The sequence below is a fragment of the Clostridium sp. genome, assembly GCF_036642255.1.
Lineage (GTDB): Bacteria > Bacillota > Clostridia > Clostridiales > Clostridiaceae > Clostridium_J.
Map to the genome: position 1 here is coordinate 37,754 of NZ_JAVWDJ010000018.1, position 16,804 is coordinate 54,557.

14 protein-coding genes are annotated in these 16,804 nt (G+C 30.3%); 13 read left to right on the plus strand and 1 reads right to left on the minus strand.

What is annotated here, in order from left to right:
- The first annotated feature begins 7 nt into the window (after nt 1-7).
- The 12 genes from RR409_RS11485 (at nt 8) to RR409_RS11540 (ending at nt 12,737) form a co-directional block, all read left to right on the plus strand.
- On the plus strand, nt 8-964 hold the full coding sequence (locus tag RR409_RS11485; RefSeq protein ID WP_332557895.1) for an ABC transporter permease: 957 nt from the start codon (nt 8-10) through the stop codon (nt 962-964).
- A gap of 17 nt (nt 965-981) precedes the next feature.
- A complete protein-coding gene (locus tag RR409_RS11490; RefSeq protein WP_332557896.1) occupies nt 982-1,899 on the plus strand; it encodes an ABC transporter permease in 918 nt (305 codons plus the stop codon).
- A 15-nt stretch (nt 1,900-1,914) separates the two neighbouring features.
- A complete protein-coding gene (locus RR409_RS11495; protein ID WP_332557897.1) occupies nt 1,915-2,934 on the plus strand; it encodes an ABC transporter ATP-binding protein in 1,020 nt (339 codons plus the stop codon).
- Between the two features lie 26 nt (nt 2,935-2,960).
- Nucleotides 2,961-3,902, plus strand: coding sequence for an oligopeptide/dipeptide ABC transporter ATP-binding protein (locus RR409_RS11500; protein ID WP_332557927.1), 942 nt, complete (start codon nt 2,961-2,963; stop codon nt 3,900-3,902).
- Between the two features lie 52 nt (nt 3,903-3,954).
- Nucleotides 3,955-4,305 (plus strand): hypothetical protein, encoded by a 351-nt coding sequence (locus tag RR409_RS11505; protein WP_332557898.1) that lies wholly within the window; start codon nt 3,955-3,957, stop codon nt 4,303-4,305.
- A gap of 424 nt (nt 4,306-4,729) precedes the next feature.
- On the plus strand, nt 4,730-5,725 hold the full coding sequence (locus RR409_RS11510; protein WP_332557899.1) for a M42 family metallopeptidase: 996 nt from the start codon (nt 4,730-4,732) through the stop codon (nt 5,723-5,725).
- A 331-nt stretch (nt 5,726-6,056) separates the two neighbouring features.
- Nucleotides 6,057-7,808 carry a DUF4153 domain-containing protein gene (locus RR409_RS11515; RefSeq protein ID WP_332557900.1) on the plus strand — a complete coding sequence of 584 codons (1,752 nt, stop codon included), beginning with the start codon at nt 6,057-6,059 and terminating at the stop codon, nt 7,806-7,808.
- Between the two features lie 162 nt (nt 7,809-7,970).
- The gene (locus RR409_RS11520) at nt 7,971-8,525 is read left to right on the plus strand and encodes a manganese catalase family protein (protein ID WP_332557901.1); all 555 of its coding nucleotides are present in this window, start codon (nt 7,971-7,973) and stop codon (nt 8,523-8,525) included.
- Between the two features lie 29 nt (nt 8,526-8,554).
- Nucleotides 8,555-8,875 carry a nitrous oxide-stimulated promoter family protein gene (locus RR409_RS11525; RefSeq protein ID WP_332557902.1) on the plus strand — a complete coding sequence of 107 codons (321 nt, stop codon included), beginning with the start codon at nt 8,555-8,557 and terminating at the stop codon, nt 8,873-8,875.
- 393 nt (nt 8,876-9,268) lie between these two features.
- Nucleotides 9,269-9,652, plus strand: a complete 384-nt coding sequence (locus RR409_RS11530; protein WP_332557903.1) for a YbaN family protein — start codon at nt 9,269-9,271, stop codon at nt 9,650-9,652.
- 638 nt (nt 9,653-10,290) lie between these two features.
- Nucleotides 10,291-11,931, plus strand: a complete 1,641-nt coding sequence (locus RR409_RS11535) for a LytS/YhcK type 5TM receptor domain-containing protein (RefSeq protein WP_332557904.1) — start codon at nt 10,291-10,293, stop codon at nt 11,929-11,931.
- A gap of 2 nt (nt 11,932-11,933) precedes the next feature.
- Complete coding sequence (locus RR409_RS11540; RefSeq protein ID WP_332557905.1) at nt 11,934-12,737, plus strand: LytTR family DNA-binding domain-containing protein; 804 nt, start codon at nt 11,934-11,936, stop codon at nt 12,735-12,737.
- Between the two features lie 68 nt (nt 12,738-12,805).
- Here RR409_RS11540 and RR409_RS11545 read toward each other — a convergent pair whose 3' ends face one another.
- A complete protein-coding gene (locus RR409_RS11545; protein ID WP_332557906.1) occupies nt 12,806-14,245 on the minus strand; it encodes a carbon starvation protein A in 1,440 nt (479 codons plus the stop codon).
- 545 nt (nt 14,246-14,790) lie between these two features.
- Here RR409_RS11545 and RR409_RS11550 point away from each other — a divergent pair.
- Nucleotides 14,791-16,713 (plus strand): ATP-binding protein, encoded by a 1,923-nt coding sequence (locus RR409_RS11550; RefSeq protein WP_332557907.1) that lies wholly within the window; start codon nt 14,791-14,793, stop codon nt 16,711-16,713.
- The last annotated feature ends 91 nt before the right edge of the window (nt 16,714-16,804 follow it).

Below are 16,804 nucleotides of genomic sequence, written 5' to 3' on the forward strand. Positions count from 1 at the left end.
GAATTTCATGATCGGATACACCATCAGAAGGTTTTTAGAAATGCTACTGACCCTTATGATAATAGCCACTGCTACATTTTTCTTGTTAGAAGCAGTACCAGGAGATCCACTTACCCAAAAAGTTCAAAAATTGCCACCAAACATAAAAGCTGCTATGTATGAAAAATATGGTTATGATAAACCAGTTGGTGAAAGGTATCTTAAGTCTATGGCAGGGATAATGAAGGGAGATTTTGGACAATCCATAGTTTATCCAGGCCAAACAATGAATTCTATAATTAAACAAAAGCTTCCAGTGTCTGCAAGACTTGGTATACAACAAATGGTAGTTGGGTTAAGTCTCGGTATTTTACTGGGAATTATTGCAGCAATGAAAAGAGGCACTTGGGTTGATTATAGCATTATATCTGCTGCGATTTTATTTATATCTATTCCATCTTTTATTTTTGCATTAGGTCTTCAAAAGATTTTTGCAGGAAATCTTGGTTGGTTTCCTGTAATAGGGTGGCCTAAAGGAGATGACTTATGGTTTGGAGGATGGAAATATACAGTTTTACCAACTCTATCTGGGTGTTTTGGGTATATTGCTGGATACTCAAGATTATTAAAAACCTCTATGTTAGATGTTGTAAATCAAGATTACGTATTGACTGCAAAATCCAAAGGTTTATCGGGCAAAACCATAATATTTAAACATATATTAAGAAATTCAATGATTCCCATAGTCACAAATCTTCCCTTAACTTTAGCAATGTGTATAACTGGTTCTTTCTTTATAGAAAGAGTATTTTCTATTCCAGGGCTTGGACTTTACTATATAGGAGCAGTAAGCGGGCAAGATCTTCCAATTGTAATGGGTGAAACTATAATACTCACTGCAATTTATGTAATATGCCTATTTGTCACAGATATCTTATATCCGATAGTGGATCCAAGAATAAGACTTACTGGTGGAAAGAAATAAAGGAGGGAGATTTAACAATGGAGGAATTAAATAGAGAAGAATTTGAAGTCATTGGTTGCGAAGAAGCAGATGCTGATGTCATTAATAGACCTAATATAACGTATTTCCAAGATGCATGGAGAAGGCTTAAAAAGAATCCTGTAGCAATGGCATCTCTGGGGCTATTAATTTTCTTAACAATCATGGTATCAGTAGGCCCATATATTAGTGGAAAAGAATATCTGATTGTTAATCCTAGTCTTAAAAATTTATCTCCTTCCGCTGAGTATTGGTTTGGAACTGACTTGTTAGGTAGAGATTTATTTTCTAGAATCTGGCTGGGGGGAAGAATTTCTATAGCAATTGGACTTGTAGCAACAGGAATACAGGTGATTGTTGGATGTTTTTATGGTGGAGTGATGGCATACTTTGGAGGCTGGGTAGATGAAGTAATGATGAGAATTATAGAAGTCATCACTAGTATTCCGGGTTTACTTTTAACTATTTTAATGATAGTAGTGTTGGGAAATAGTATTGGAACTTTAATCATTGCATTAACAATTACTTCTTGGTGTGGCACTGCAAGAATGATAAGGGGACAATTAATGCAACTTAGAGAAAGTGAGTATGTTCTGGCAGCACAAGTGCTTGGAGCTTCACCAACTAGAGTCATTGTTAAACACTTAATTCCAAATACTATTGGGGTGCTTATACTTAATGTAGCGTCAAGTATACCTGGTTATATCTTTGGAGAAGCCTCATTAAGTTTCTTAGGTATAGGACTTCAACCACCAGATACAAGTTGGGGAGTGTTAATCTCCTATGGACAACAAGCAATGGCATTTTATCCTTATCAGCTAATATTTCCATCAATAGCTCTTTGCTTAACAGTTTTAGCATTTAACATACTTGGAGATGGTTTAAGAGATGCACTAGATCCAAGGCTTCGTCAATAATAGGAGGGATGAACTATGGAAAAACAATTAATAGTTAAAAATTTAAAAGTATCATATCACACCTATGCTGGTGAAGTTAACGCAGTTAGAGGCATGTCCTTTGATGTAAATAAGGGAGAATGCATCGCTATAGTGGGAGAGTCTGGTTGTGGAAAAACTGTTACTTCTAAGGCTATAATGGGATTAATCCAATCTCCTCCTGGAGAAATAAAAAAAGGAAGTGAAATTTTATTCAATGGAAAGAATTTATTAGATTTCACTGAGAAGCAATGGGAGAACTTTAGAGGTGGAGAATGTAGTATGATCTTCCAAGATGCACTTACTGCTTTGAATCCTACTATGAAGGTTGGTAAACAAATTGCAGAAAATTTAATTATTCATAGAGGAATGAAGAAGGATGAAGCATTAAAGGAAGCTACGAAAATGCTTGACTTAGTGGGTATTCCTAATGCTGATAAAAGAATTAACCAGTATCCTCATCAATTCTCTGGTGGCATGAGGCAAAGAGTTATGATTGCCATAGCTCTAGCTTGTAATCCAAGTATACTTATTGCAGATGAACCAACCACAGCTCTGGATGTTACTATTCAAGCTCAAATTATAGACATTATTAAAAATCTTCAACAAAAGCTTGGAACCTCCGTTATATTAATAACTCATGATCTTGGAGTAGTTGCTGACCTTGCTAACAGAATATTTGTAATGTATGCAGGAAATTTAGTAGAAAAGGGAACTTATGAAGAGATATTTTATAGCCCTAAGCACCCATATACTTGGGCTCTACTAAAGGCAGTGCCAAGACTTGATAATGAAGAAAAAGAACAATTAGTATCAATTCATGGAACGCCACCAGATTTAATTGCACCACCAAAAGGCTGTGGGTTTGCACAAAGATGTGAGTACTGTATGAAGGTTTGTTTAACTAAAGAGCCACCTACCTTCAAATTTGGTGATGAACATGCTGCCGCTTGTTGGCTTCATCATCCCATGGCTCCAAAACTGGATTTACCTTTTGAAGTGGGAGGTGCGCTATAGTGGATAAAAATAATAATCCGGTTGTAATGGAAGTAAAAAATCTCAAGAAATATTTTAAAATTGGTAAGAAAGGAATTTTAAAGGCAGTAGATGATGTGAGCTTTATAATAAGGGAAGGAGAGACTTTAGGACTTGTGGGAGAGTCAGGTTGTGGAAAAACAACTTGTGGAAGAACTGCCATTGGTATGTATAGTAAAACTGAAGGATCTGTTTTGTATAAAGGTAAAGATGTTCACACCTTGACAGGGAGAGAAAAAAAAGTCTTTTCTAAAGAAGTTCAAACAATCTTCCAAGATCCTTATGCATCCTTAAATCCAAGAATGACCGTAGGGGATATTATTGCTGAAGGGATAGATATTCATGGATTAGCTAAAAATTCAAAAGAAAGAATAGAAAAAATCAATGAGCTATTAAAACTTGTAGGGCTTAATAAGGAGCATGCTAACAGATTTGTTCATGAGTTTTCAGGTGGACAAAGACAAAGAATAGGCATAGCGAGAGCACTAGCAGTTGAACCTAAATTTATAATGTGTGACGAACCTATTTCTGCTCTTGACGTATCTATACAGGCACAAATTGTAAATCTTCTTATGAATTTACAGAAAGAAATGGGATTAACCTATCTATTCATTGCTCATGACTTGTCAATGGTTAAGCATATTTCTGATAGGGTTGCTGTTATGTATCTTGGGGTTATGGCAGAGCTTACAGAAAGCAAGGAACTTTATAAGAACCCTCTTCATCCATATACCCAAGCCCTTTTATCAGCGATACCAATACCAGATCCATATGTTGAAAGAGCAAGGCAAAGAATTATGCTTGAAGGAGATGTACCAAGTCCTATAAATCCTCCACCAGGATGTAGATTTAGAAAGAGATGTAAATATGCTACACCAAGATGTGCAGAAGAAACGCCAGTACTAAAAGAAGTAGCACCAAACCATTTTGTGGCTTGTCATTTATATTAATATAGATTAAATTTTAGAAAACTTTAAAATTTGAAATAGAGGATGGTAGCTCATGGATAAAATTATAGATTTTATTAAGGATATAATGAAGTCACTTACAGCAGGAATAATAATTACTTTGGTATTAATAGCTCTATCAGGAATAAGTGGTTTTCTATTTAATAATGGAGATGTACTTATTACTTTGGATATAATTAAAAACACACTATTTATAATAGGTGGACTAGGACTATTAATAGTTGCAGGATTTATTGCGAAAAGAGAAGCACGAAGGCCATTGGAAAACAAAAGTCAATGGAAGGAACAATTTAAAATCATTCATTTTGTTAATGTAATAGGCATTGTTGATTTAACAATTTTATGTGTGGGAATACTAATTGATAGTTTAATATTTTACTTATAAGATATTTAAAAGTGCTCTAAGGATTATTAAGCTAATTTCTTAGGGCATATTTTTCGATAAACAGTGATGGAATAACATTTAGTGACATGGAAATAAATTATGATATTTGAAAAACTTAACTTTAAATCAAAGATTAAAGTTATTCTTATGAAAGAATCACACATATTATGGAAGAATATTTAAAAATAGATAAGTTAATAAGAGCATAATTTAGGTTTAGAAATAAAGAAAGATTTATAGTATTTGTAAGAAACAATATAAATGCTAAAATACAAAAGTTAGTATTTATGAGTTTATATTTATATTAATTAGAGAGTCGAATATTTTCACTATCTAAATAGTTTGTCATTGAGTCCAAGAAATGGTAATATAAAATCAAGTCCAAATATTAAGATTATTTTTAAAATATAGAGGGGGAAATGTTATGTTATTGAAAGACTTGACACAAGCCTTTGGGGTTAGTGGTTATGAAAAAGAAGTAAGGGAAGTTATAAGAGAAGCGGTAAAGGATTATGCAGATGAAATAACTGTAGATCCACTTGGAAATCTTATAGTTTATAAAAAAGGTATTGGAGAAAATAAGAAGAAAGTAATGGCTGCTGGGCATATGGATGAAATAGGTTTTCAAGTTATTAAAATAGACGATAAGGGATTAATAAAAGTAAGAGGTTTAGGGGGAATCCCTGTTCCAGCAACGGTAATGAACAGAGTGCAGTTTAGAAATGGAATTGTTGGTATAGTTTCAAGTACAGTTAAAATTGAGGATATTAAAAATGATATTAAAAAATTATATATAGACATCGGAGCTCAGTCAAAGGATGAAGCACTAAAATATGTAAAGGTAGGAGATGTTGCTTCATATGTGGGAGAATATATAGAATTAAAAGATAATAATTTTACTGGAAAGGCCTTAGACGATAGAATTGGTTGCTATATAATGATCGAAGCTTTGAAGAAAATTGATAAACCGTATAATGATTTATATTTTGTATTTACAGTACAAGAAGAAGTGGGGCTTAGAGGAGCAACTGTAGCTGCAGAAAGAATTAATCCAGATTTGGGGATAGCTCTGGATGTTACTGTGGCTAATGACTATCCAAATGCACCAGAGGTAAGTAATGTCTTAGGTGGTGGAACTGCTGTAAAAGTATCCGATGGTTCAGTAATATGTAATGAATATTTAGTAGAAGAAATGGTAAAATGTTGTGAGGAAAATAACATAAAATACCAGCTTGATGTAATTGATGGCGGAGGTACTGATGCTGGTGCAATTAATAGATCTAACTTTGGCGTAAGAGCAGCAGGTATATCAGTAGCAACAAGATATGTACATGGTCCAAATTGCTTTGTTAACATGAATGATACACTGGCATCAATAGAATTGCTAAGTAAATATGTGAATAGAGAATTCGAATTTTAATAATATTTAATCTCTCAAGTTTAGAAATCAGTATCCCTATGTAGTTGTTATCAATTAAATATTGTGAAGAAAAGCATAGACATAGGTAATACTATATTTATGCTTTATTTTTAAAGTTTTAAGACTAATTGATGAGCTTTTCGTATAAATATTATAAAGAAGCTAAACACTTTAAATGTTAATTCTTTTAAATTGTTGAATTAGCTGAAATTTTTGTAATAAAATTAGGTATGTACTTACTTTTCTCACCATAAGTGCATTGAAGAAATTTCTTTCTAATCATTGTTGAAGGAGTTTAAATTTTAAGAGTAAATTTGAAGGAGGTAATAATATGAAAATAATTCATTTATTCAAGGATATGGCAGAAAATATTAAAAATAGTCTCCAAAGATTCCCAATTACAATATTACTTTCAACAGCGTGTGTTATACTTCTTATTTATATGAGGGAGCTTGGGTTTGATGTTGATGATAATTTTAGAGAAAAAATAAATAAAATAACAATGATACTGGCGCTTGGTATACCATTCTCACTTGTAATTAAACTTTGTTTTGAAAGATTAAGTCAATATAGTATATCAAAGCTTTATGCATCCTACCTTGGAGGAGCTATAGTACTTGTTTTATACTACTACTTTTTACTTAAAGACTTTAATATGGTTTCAATTACAAGGTATACAGGATTTACCTTAGCTTTTTATTTGATTTTTCTTTTTATAGCTTATCTACCGAATAGAGATAACTTCGAACTATATATTGTACGGATTTTCACAAGGTTTTTCACTACTATTATTTATTCTGTTGTTTTATTTCTTGGAGTAGCAGCAATTCTTTTTACATTACATGAACTTTTAGGCTTTAATATTGAGAGTAATATGTACTATTATAGTTGGCTAATAGTTGTGGGGGTATTCGCACCGACTTTCTTTCTTGCTGGGGTTCCTTATAATACAGAAAAACTCATATTACAAGATTTTCCTAAACTTTTAAAAGTTCTTATATTATATATTGTGATGCCATTACTTACAATATACACTGTAATACTTTATATATACTTTGGGAAAATAATCATAACAACACAGTGGCCACAAGGGTTAGTATCTCATTTAGTGCTGTGGTATTCTGTTATAATGACCATGGTACTGTTTTTTATATCACCGTTAAGAAAAGAAAACTCTTGGGCAAATAAGTTTATGAATACACTTCCTAAGTTAATACTTCCATTGATATTTATGATGTTTATTTCTATTGGCATAAGAATAAATGCCTATGGAGTAACTGAAAACAGATATTATGTAGTAGCCTTAGGAATATGGGTGCTTCTAGTAATGCTTTATTTCTCCTTTGCAAAAAAAATAAGAAATATAGTTCTTTTAATTTCCCTGGTAATAGTAATACTTATATCAGTGTTTAGTCCCATCAGTAGTTATTCAATTTCAAGATATAGTCAAAATAAAAGATTTGTTAGTATACTGCAAAAAAATAATATGATAGATGATAATAAGATTATTAAAGCTAGTGGTGGAGTATCTGATGAAGATAAAAACGAAGTAAGCAGCATTATTAGATACTTCAATTCAAATCATAGTCTAGAAAATCTAAAGTTACTACCACAAGACTTCAAAATTGAACAGATGGAACAGGTTTTGGGATTTAAATATAGTGATGGATATGATTATAATAATGATGGATTTTTTTACTTTAATGTACTACGAAATTTTAATGCCATTGATATAAGTGGCTATGATTATTTATTAGATTCTAGAAATGGAAGTAATAATTCTTCTAATAATAATCCTATATCAATGCACTTTGATTATGAATCAGGAATGGTTAAAATTGAAGAAGGAGAAAAGGAAGTCTATTCTAAGGACTTTACGGATTTTGCAAATTTGGTAATAGAAAAATATGGTGTAAATCAAAATCATGAAGATGTATTATTAGAAGATATGTGTTTTATCGATGAAAATAATGAAATAAAAGTAAAAATTCAATTTCTTAATATGGCTGGAAGGAAGAATAGTTCCACTGGAAAGATTGAATCAAAAGGATTTGAATTTTATATTCTTGTAAAGTTAAAGTAGGAATTAGATAAAAGAGTTCACATCATATTATAAGCTTAATAAAGTTAGCGGGAAATGCCTAGCTAACTTTATTTTCTTTCTAGAGCATTGAGAAAATTTGAAATAATTTTGTTTAAAATTGAATATATATGTAATATAGCTATTAAATTGGAGGAATATATATTGGGTGGAATTGATAATAGAAGACATAAGAGAGAAAAATATGCTGATTCTTCACCATATCCTGAAATAAAGGTGGAATGCACAAATTTAGGGTATGCCAATTTATTAATGGATGATTATGCGGGGATAATTAGTGAATTTACTGCTATTAGTCAATATCTTTATCATCACTTTTACTTTGAAGACATAGATGAAGAGTTAGGAGAACTTTTAGAAAATGTAGCTATTACAGAAATGCATCATATGGAAATGTTAGCAGAAACCATAATTAAATTAGGGGGAGACCCTGTAATCAGAGGTTCTTATAGTACATGTGGCTGCTATTGGAATGGAAGCTTTATACACTATGGAGAAGAACTTTGTGAAAGGTTGAAGGTAGATATTGATTCAGAATATAAGGCAATTGGAGAATATAGAAAACACATAGAGTTAATAGATGATCACTATATTAAAAGAATGTTGAAAAGGATAATATTAGATGAAAAGGTTCATATAAAGCTTTTCAACGAAGCAATGCATAAATTCTGTGGATGCTATTATAGACCTTTAGAATAGATAACTTTAAAAAAGAGACTTATAAAGTATTGGTAGAGAATAAAAGATTAGTGGAACAAGAGAAAACTTTGGAATTTATGATTAATTTTTATTGTAAGAAAAATCATCATTTAAAAGAGTCCCTATGCCCAGAGTGCAAAGAATTATCAGATTATGCAATAATGAGGATTAGAAATTGTAAATATGTGAATAAAAAACCTAATTGTAATTCTTGCGAGGTACATTGCTATAAAGAAGAAATGAGAGAAAAAATAATTAGAGTTATGAGATACTGTGGTCCAAGACTTTTATTTTACAATCCTAGATTAATAATATCTCATATAATTAATATGGTTATATGTAAAAAATAATTTTAAATAAAAAGAATAGAAGTTAGAGAATAAACTACGACTTCTATTTTTGTTTTATAGAATTGAGGTTTATATCACGCTAGTATATAACATAAAGGCCATTTTCAATGGATTAAAGAAATTAAAATAGTGATATTTTGAGCACCTTTAAAAGTAAAAATCGCACTCTTACCTTATAGTGTGACAATATCATTTGTAATAACCCTAATTGGGAAGCAAGGCTTTTAACTATATTTATTAGAGAATTTGTTATTATTAAATCAAATTAAGGTAATTTGCATAGAAAAATGCGTGAGTAAATATATAAAGACTTTTATGTTTTCACTAGTTATAATTAAAAGAAGTGAAAAATAAATATAAAGGATAAAAATTAATACTTACGGGAGAGAAAGTATGAAAAACTTTAAAAATGTCTTACTTATTGGTTTTGGAAGTGTTTCCTTAGTAGCAGGAGTTGTTGGAATATTTTTGCCACTTTTACCTACGACCCCTTTATTATTGCTGGCATCGACGTGTTATCTTAGGAGTTCACCTAAACTATCACAAAAGCTTTTAAACAATAAATATTTGGGAAGTTATATAAAGAGCTATAAGGAAAACAAGGGTATTCCTTTAAAAACAAAAGTTTTAGTATTAACATTACTATGGATAAGTTTATCTTACTCAATAATATTTGTAATTTCCAGCCTTATGATTAAATTTCTACTTATTATTATAGGAACACTAGTTACAAAACATATAATTACAATTAAGACCTTAAGAAATATAAGTAGCTGATGTAACAAAAGTTAAAACATGACTAAGGATGAAGCTACAATAGACAAAGGCAAAGGTATGGTTTTTAAATTTGTGAAAAATATGGTAAAAAACATAAGTTTTTCAACATTTTTCATATTAATTAGAATGAGTTAATAGAGGTATAATCTAGAGGAAAATCATAACATATAGTTTCTATTAGGCATAAAAATAACATAAACTTAAGAATGCTTTTTTTATGATTAAATGGCACATAGAATGTAATTGGTTTAAAAATAACAACCGTTTAATGTAGAATAAGGGAGAAGGAATAAATGTTCTTTTAATTAGAATATTTATTCCTTTTCTGTTTTTTAATAATACTTAAAGATTATTGATAAGGTATAACCCTATACGGTAATTGCTTTGAAATAATAAATAATGAAATTATTTTTCAAAAATAATTTCACATATACGCTAAATATAGTGAAACTACAGGGAGAACTTTTGTAACTCAAAAAGATGTTATTGATAAGTTTTAAGTAAACTTGTTTGAATTAATTATTCAATATATTATATAATTAAAGAAAAATTACTTAAAATATTTAGAAAGAGAGAAAATGCAAATTTTTTTGTACTCGACTTAATTAAATAACTTAAAGAACTGTGGTGAGTTAAATATGCTCTATATTGAACTTTTGCAAAGAATGTCTTTAGTGGCACTGTCAGCTTATTTTTTTACAAGAATTAAAACTTTTAAAAATTTGATTCAAGGGAAAATAAGCAAAAAAGATAAATTAATAATGATTATATTTTTTTCGCTTTTATCTATAATGGGTAACTATTTAGGAATAGACATTGTAGATAAAGCTCTTGCAAATATAAGGCCTATTGGTGTTATTGTTGCAGGGTACATTGGAGGACCATTAGTGGGGGGGATTGTTGGTATAATAGGTGGGTATCATAGATATACTTTCGGTGGATTTACAGCTTTAGCATGTGCAGTAGCTTCTTTTTTTGAAGGAATGGTTGGATATGTGATATCTAAAAAGCCGTGGAAGGATGACTTTAGCATAAAGGGAGCTTTTTATGCAGGGATATGGGCAGAAGTTACCCAATTTATAATAATACTTATAATGGCTAAACCTTTAGAAAAGGCAATAATACTTGAAAAAATAATTTTTTTACCTATGACTTTAGTAAATACTTTAGGAGTAGTTATATTTATTGCTATTGTGAAAGAAGTAAAAAATGATTTGTTGAATTCTGAGGCAGTGCAGGCACACAAAGCATTGAGAATTGCTAAAAAAGCTACATTTTATATGAAGTCCGGATTTGTAAAGGAAAATATAGAAAAATTTATAGATGCAATTTATGATGTAGCTAATGTAAAAGGCGTATTTATCACCAATGAGAAATTCATATTAGGTATTAAGAATATTAATTTGAATAATGAAGATATACAAAAATCTGTAGAGTCAATTAGGAGAAATAAATCTAGAAATGCAAATTTAATTTATGAGGAAAATGATATATGGCATGAAAAGCCTATTGTTATTCACTCAATATTAATCAATGACAAGTACAGAGGAGCAATAGGAATAAAAGTCAAATCTAGATATGAAATAAGAAACTATTTTAATTTGTGTGAAGAATTAAGTTCTATAATTGCTGATGAAATAGAGATGTATGAATTAAATAAAATTGCTGAAGAAGGAATTCAAGCCAGTTACAAGGCTTTAAGGGAACAGATACATCCACACTTTTTATTTAATTCCCTAGCTACCATTGCATCCTTATGTAGAACGGATTCGGAAAAGGCAAGGAAACTTATATTGGAGCTATCTAACTATTTTAGAACAACTTTAAAAAGAAAGGAAGATTTTATTTCTTTGGAAGAAGAATTAGAGTTTTTAATATCTTATCTAAAGATTGAGGAATCAAGGTTTGGTGATAGGCTTCAAATTAGCATAGAAATAGGAAACGAGTTAGATGAAATTAAGGTTCCAGTATTTATTTTGCAACCTTTAGTTGAAAATGCAATAAAACATGGTATATTACCTAAAATACAGGGAGGAAGCATTGATATAGTTATCAATGAAAAAGATAACTATATTGAATTTGAAGTTAAAGATGATGGAGTGGGCATGGAGAAAGATAAGATAAATAATATCTTATTATATGAAACCTCAGGTATTGGTATTAAAAATGTAAATGAGAGATTAAGACTTCTGTATGGTGAAGAGAGTTTGTTAAGGATAGAAAGTATTTTAGGTAAAGGAACTAAGGTTTGCTTTAAAATACCTAAAGAGAAGGTGTAGATATGGAGTATATAAGTTGTATTATTGTTGAGGATGAAACTCATGTTAAGGATGAACTGCAATTTATACTTAAGAATTATAATAGAATTAAAATTATAGGAACATTTACAAATGGTATTGAGGCATTAGAATTTACTAAAAGAAACGCAGTTGATTTAATTTTTCTAGATATAAATATTCCAGGTATTAATGGTATTACTGTAGCAGAGGAATTAAAAAAATCCATATATAAGGGAGTAATAATATTTGTTACATCTTATGAGGACTATGCTGTAAAAGCTTTTGAACTGGAAGCTATGGACTATGTTTTAAAGCCCTTTGACGAGAGAAGAATAGCGAAATCAATACATCGGGTTGAAAAACAATTTCAACAGCAAATAGAAAATCAGGATAATGAGTTTAAGGAAGACACCAGTGATGAGAAATCTATGAATATAAGAATTTATGAAATGTTAGATGAATTTGAAAAACAAAAAAAAAGACTGAAAAAATTCCCATGTGAATTGTATGGTAGAACTAGTTTTTTAGACATCGACGAAGTTTATTTTTGCTTTACTTTAAGTGATCATACCTATGTTAAAACTAAGGATAATGAATATAATACTATGTTCACTTTAAGTGAGATTGAAGAAAAAACAGATTTCTTTAGAGTACATAGGAGCTTTGTTGTAAATGTTAAATATGTGAAAGAACTATTTCCACTATTTAATTATCATTTTAAAATTGTTATGAGTAATAATGAAAAAACAGAAATTCCTGTTAGTAGAAATAAGGTTAAGGATTTAAAAAAGTTATTAGGTTTGTAAGTGAAAAAATCCTCTTAAATGTAACTATAATTACATTTAAGAGGATTTTTATATTTAAAATAGATTCTTTAAATGTTTGAAGCTTGTTTTTGATCATTGCTTAATGGTTTTCTTTTTGAAGCTGTTGATAAGAACCAACCTAAGGAAAGTATTGCAATTACTATACCTATAGGATAAGCAATTGATGCAGCCATTTTGAATCCTTCTGGTGCTACAAGAATGTAAGTGAAGGAAACTGCGGTCATAAACGTTGCAGGAATTGTAACAAACCAATGAGATTTATTAATATGAACCATGTACATGGCTCCTGTCCATAAAACTATCATAGCTAAAGTTTGGTTAGACCAAGCAAAATATCTCCATATAATATTAAAGTCAATCAATGTTAAGCAATAAGCAACAATAAATAATGGTGCACTTAGAATTAATCTGTTTTTTATTGGCCCTTGCTTGAAGTTCAAAAAGTCAGCAATTGTAAGTCGCGCACTTCTGAAGGCAGTGTCTCCCGAGGTTACAGGACACGCGATTACTCCAAGAATTGCAAGAACTCCTCCAACTTTTCCAAGTAAAGATGTAGAGATTAAGTGAACTATACCAGCCTGTCCTCCTTGTTCGGTTAAAGCTTTTGCAAGACCATCTGTTCCATTGAAGAAAGTCATAGCAGCTGCAGCCCAAATTAATGCTACAATACCCTCAGCTATCATTGCACCAAAGAAAGAAGCTCTACCTTGTTTCTCATTCTCAAGACATCTAGCCATCATTGGTGATTGTGTAGCGTGGAATCCTGAAATTGCACCACAAGCAATAGTTACAAACATTAATGGCCAAATTGGTAAATTACTTGGATGTAAATTTTGAAGTGTTAATTCTGGAATATTATAATCTCCAATTAATATTCCACCACCCACTCCTACAGCCATTATCAGTAAACATAGGCCAAAGATTGGATATATTTTTCCAATAAGTTTATCTATTGGAAGTATAGTGGCTAATACGTAATAAATGAAAATTACATACAACCAAAAAGTCTTATCTAACGATTCAGGAGTTAAGCTAGCAAGTAAACCAGCAGGTCCAGTCATAAATACTGTTCCAACAAGAATCAATAGAATAACAGAGAAGCCTCTCATAAACTGCTTAAAACCATTTCCAAGATATTTTCCAACTACTTCAGGAATACTAGCACCATCATGTCTTACAGATAACATACCTGAAAAATAGTCGTGAACAGCACCAGCAAAGATAGATCCAAATACTATCCATAAAAAAGCAACTGGTCCCCAAAGTGCTCCAGAAATAGCTCCAAATATTGGACCAAGACCAGCGATATTTAAAAATTGGATTAAGAAAATTTTTGCTGGTGGAAGTTTAATAAAATCAATTCCATCCTCAAGGCGTACTGCCGGAGTTACACGATGTTCATCCATACCAAACATTTTCTCAGTAAACTTACCATAAACTATATAGCCTACAACAAGTATTACAATTGATGCTAAAAAAGTAAACATATAAATACTCCCCCTTATAATTTTGATATAATTTCCCGCTTATATAACCAGAATCAACCAGCTATACATAAAAATTGATTCATAGTATTGAGAGTCAATTTTTAATGTAAACGTGTTCTCTTTAAATTATAAAATTAATTTTTAACTTTTAATATGATATAAAGGTGAATAAACAAAAACTTGGGGTGAAGTGTAAAAAAACTAAGCTGAATTAATAATGCTTGAGATTAAAGACAAGTATTATTAATTCCATATTTGAAATATACTTACAATAAAGTAGGAGAAAATACTTTTTTCTACATTTTATAAGTAAATATTGAAAAAGTACTATTATTTTTATTGCAATGATTAAAATTTCCCTTTATATTTAACTTATAGTTATGAAATCAATAGTAGGTTTGTTAAACTATTTCGTAATTATTTTATAGTTTTATTGAATTATCTATAAAGAAAATAAAATGTACATTGCATAGAAGAGGTTAATCATTTTGTAACAGGAATAAACATCGCTAAACAAAGGTGTGGAGGGGGGGCTAGGAAATATTATGAAGAATATGAATTTAAAATTTAAGATCGTATTCATAACAATAGGCATATATTTTTGCTCTATTGTACTAATTACAATATTGTCTGTAAAAACCATTGGCGAACAGATGGAAAGGCAAATTACAGAGGATGGAATTGCCCTAACGAAACAGATGGCTAAACATATTGAATCTGCGAATTCATATGAAGCTAAGATTGATGGTTTATTGGAAGAGAAGATAAAGTCTGTGGCATATTTGATAGGACAAAAAGAAAGTATAGATAACGCATTCTTGCAGGAGGTTTCAAATAAAATAAATGTAGCGGAAATTAACCTAGTTGATTCAAGTAGAAAGGTTATCTATTCAAACTTACCAGGTAATATTGGATACATGTATCTTACCAAACATGAAATGAATCCATTATTCACAAATGAAAAAACAGAAATTATCGAAGAAGTTCGAAAAAGTAATTCTGATAATTTTTACTATAAATATGGTGCAATATTGCTTGAAAATGATAGAATAATTCAAGTTGGTATTCAAATTAAGGATATTGAAATGTTAAAAGCTTCATTAACAAAACAAGATATAGTTGAAGCTTTAGGACAAGAGGAAAACGTTGTTTATGCGGTAATTATTGATAAAAATTTAATAGCTATTGCTCATAGTGATCCATCTAGAATTGGAATAAAGCTACAAGACAAAGGTAGTGTTACTGCGGCTTTGGAAGGTAGAAATTACTCAGATAAGTTTTTCTATGAAGCAGAAAAAGTACATACACAAGATGTATTGATTCCACTTTATGAAAATGGGAAGCACATAGGGGCTATTAATGTGGGGTTATCCTTAAAAAATCTTAATTTGGCATTAAGGAGTATTATAATAAAAGCTATTATAATCGCACTTTCATTTTTTATAATAAGTGGAATAATTTTAATTCTAGTGCTAAGAAAAGTTTTTAGACCATTAGGAGATTTAGTGCAAGTTTCAAAATTGATATGTGATGGAGATTTAAATCAAAGAATAAATGTGAATAATAATGATGAAGTAGGAGAGTTATCAACTAGTTTTAATAGTATGATGGATGCACTACAGAGTAAAATGGATGAAAATAATAAACTTATGGTGGATGTTCTACAGTATGATAAATTAAAAACCGAGTTTTTTGCTAATATTTCTCACGAACTAAGGACTCCTATAAATGTTATTTTCAGTGCGTTACAGTTAATGGAACTTTCTTACAAGGATAAAGCTGATATAAAGAAGGATGTGTTCTTAAAATATAAGGATACATTAAAGCAGAACATATATAGATTAATAAGATTGGTAAATAATTTAATAGATATAACAAAAATTGATTCGGGATTTTTCGAAGTTATAATTGAAAACCATAATATAATAAGTGTAGTTGAAGATATAACCTTATCTGTAGCACAGTATATCGAAAATAAAGATATAGAGCTTACTTTTGATACAGAGGTAGAGGAAAAAATTATTGCGTGCGATCCTCATGCATTAGAAAGAATTATGCTTAATTTACTTTCAAATTCTGTAAAATTCACAAAACCAGGTGGAAATATAAAAGTCAATATTTTTGACAAAGATAAAAGTATAATAATTTCTGTAACAGATACAGGAAGCGGCATTCCCAAAAATAAATTAGATGTGATTTTTCAACGATTTAGACAAGCTGATGAATTACATACCAGAAATCATGAAGGCAGTGGAATTGGATTAGCTCTTACAAAAGAACTGGTACAAATGCATGGAGGAAATATCTCAGTAGAAAGTGAGTATGGCATTGGAACTAGTTTTATAATTGAGATTCCAATAAAAGTTATAGCTGAGAATGGAAAAGAAAAGGATATGCCTAATTATATGCCTCAAAGTCACATTGAAAAAATCAATTTAGAGTTTTCAGATATATATAACAGCAATTGAGTTCAGCATTTATAATCTATTGCGGAAAAGGTTAATGTTAAAATCAGGAAGTACCACCTTAAAGTTATAAAGATTTTATAAGGCTAAAAAA

Coding starts and splice junctions, on each gene's coding strand:
- RR409_RS11485 (WP_332557895.1), top strand. CDS start 8: ATGATCGGATACACCATCAGAAGGTTTTTAGAAATGCTACTGACCCTT.
- RR409_RS11490 (WP_332557896.1), top strand. CDS start 982: ATGGAGGAATTAAATAGAGAAGAATTTGAAGTCATTGGTTGCGAAGAA.
- RR409_RS11495 (WP_332557897.1), top strand. CDS start 1,915: ATGGAAAAACAATTAATAGTTAAAAATTTAAAAGTATCATATCACACC.
- RR409_RS11500 (WP_332557927.1), top strand. CDS start 2,961: ATGGAAGTAAAAAATCTCAAGAAATATTTTAAAATTGGTAAGAAAGGA.
- RR409_RS11505 (WP_332557898.1), top strand. CDS start 3,955: ATGGATAAAATTATAGATTTTATTAAGGATATAATGAAGTCACTTACA.
- RR409_RS11510 (WP_332557899.1), top strand. CDS start 4,730: ATGTTATTGAAAGACTTGACACAAGCCTTTGGGGTTAGTGGTTATGAA.
- RR409_RS11515 (WP_332557900.1), top strand. CDS start 6,057: ATGAAAATAATTCATTTATTCAAGGATATGGCAGAAAATATTAAAAAT.
- RR409_RS11530 (WP_332557903.1), top strand. CDS start 9,269: ATGAAAAACTTTAAAAATGTCTTACTTATTGGTTTTGGAAGTGTTTCC.
- RR409_RS11535 (WP_332557904.1), top strand. CDS start 10,291: ATGCTCTATATTGAACTTTTGCAAAGAATGTCTTTAGTGGCACTGTCA.
- RR409_RS11540 (WP_332557905.1), top strand. CDS start 11,934: ATGGAGTATATAAGTTGTATTATTGTTGAGGATGAAACTCATGTTAAG.
- RR409_RS11545 (WP_332557906.1), bottom strand. CDS start 14,245: ATGTTTACTTTTTTAGCATCAATTGTAATACTTGTTGTAGGCTATATA.
- RR409_RS11550 (WP_332557907.1), top strand. CDS start 14,791: ATGAAGAATATGAATTTAAAATTTAAGATCGTATTCATAACAATAGGC.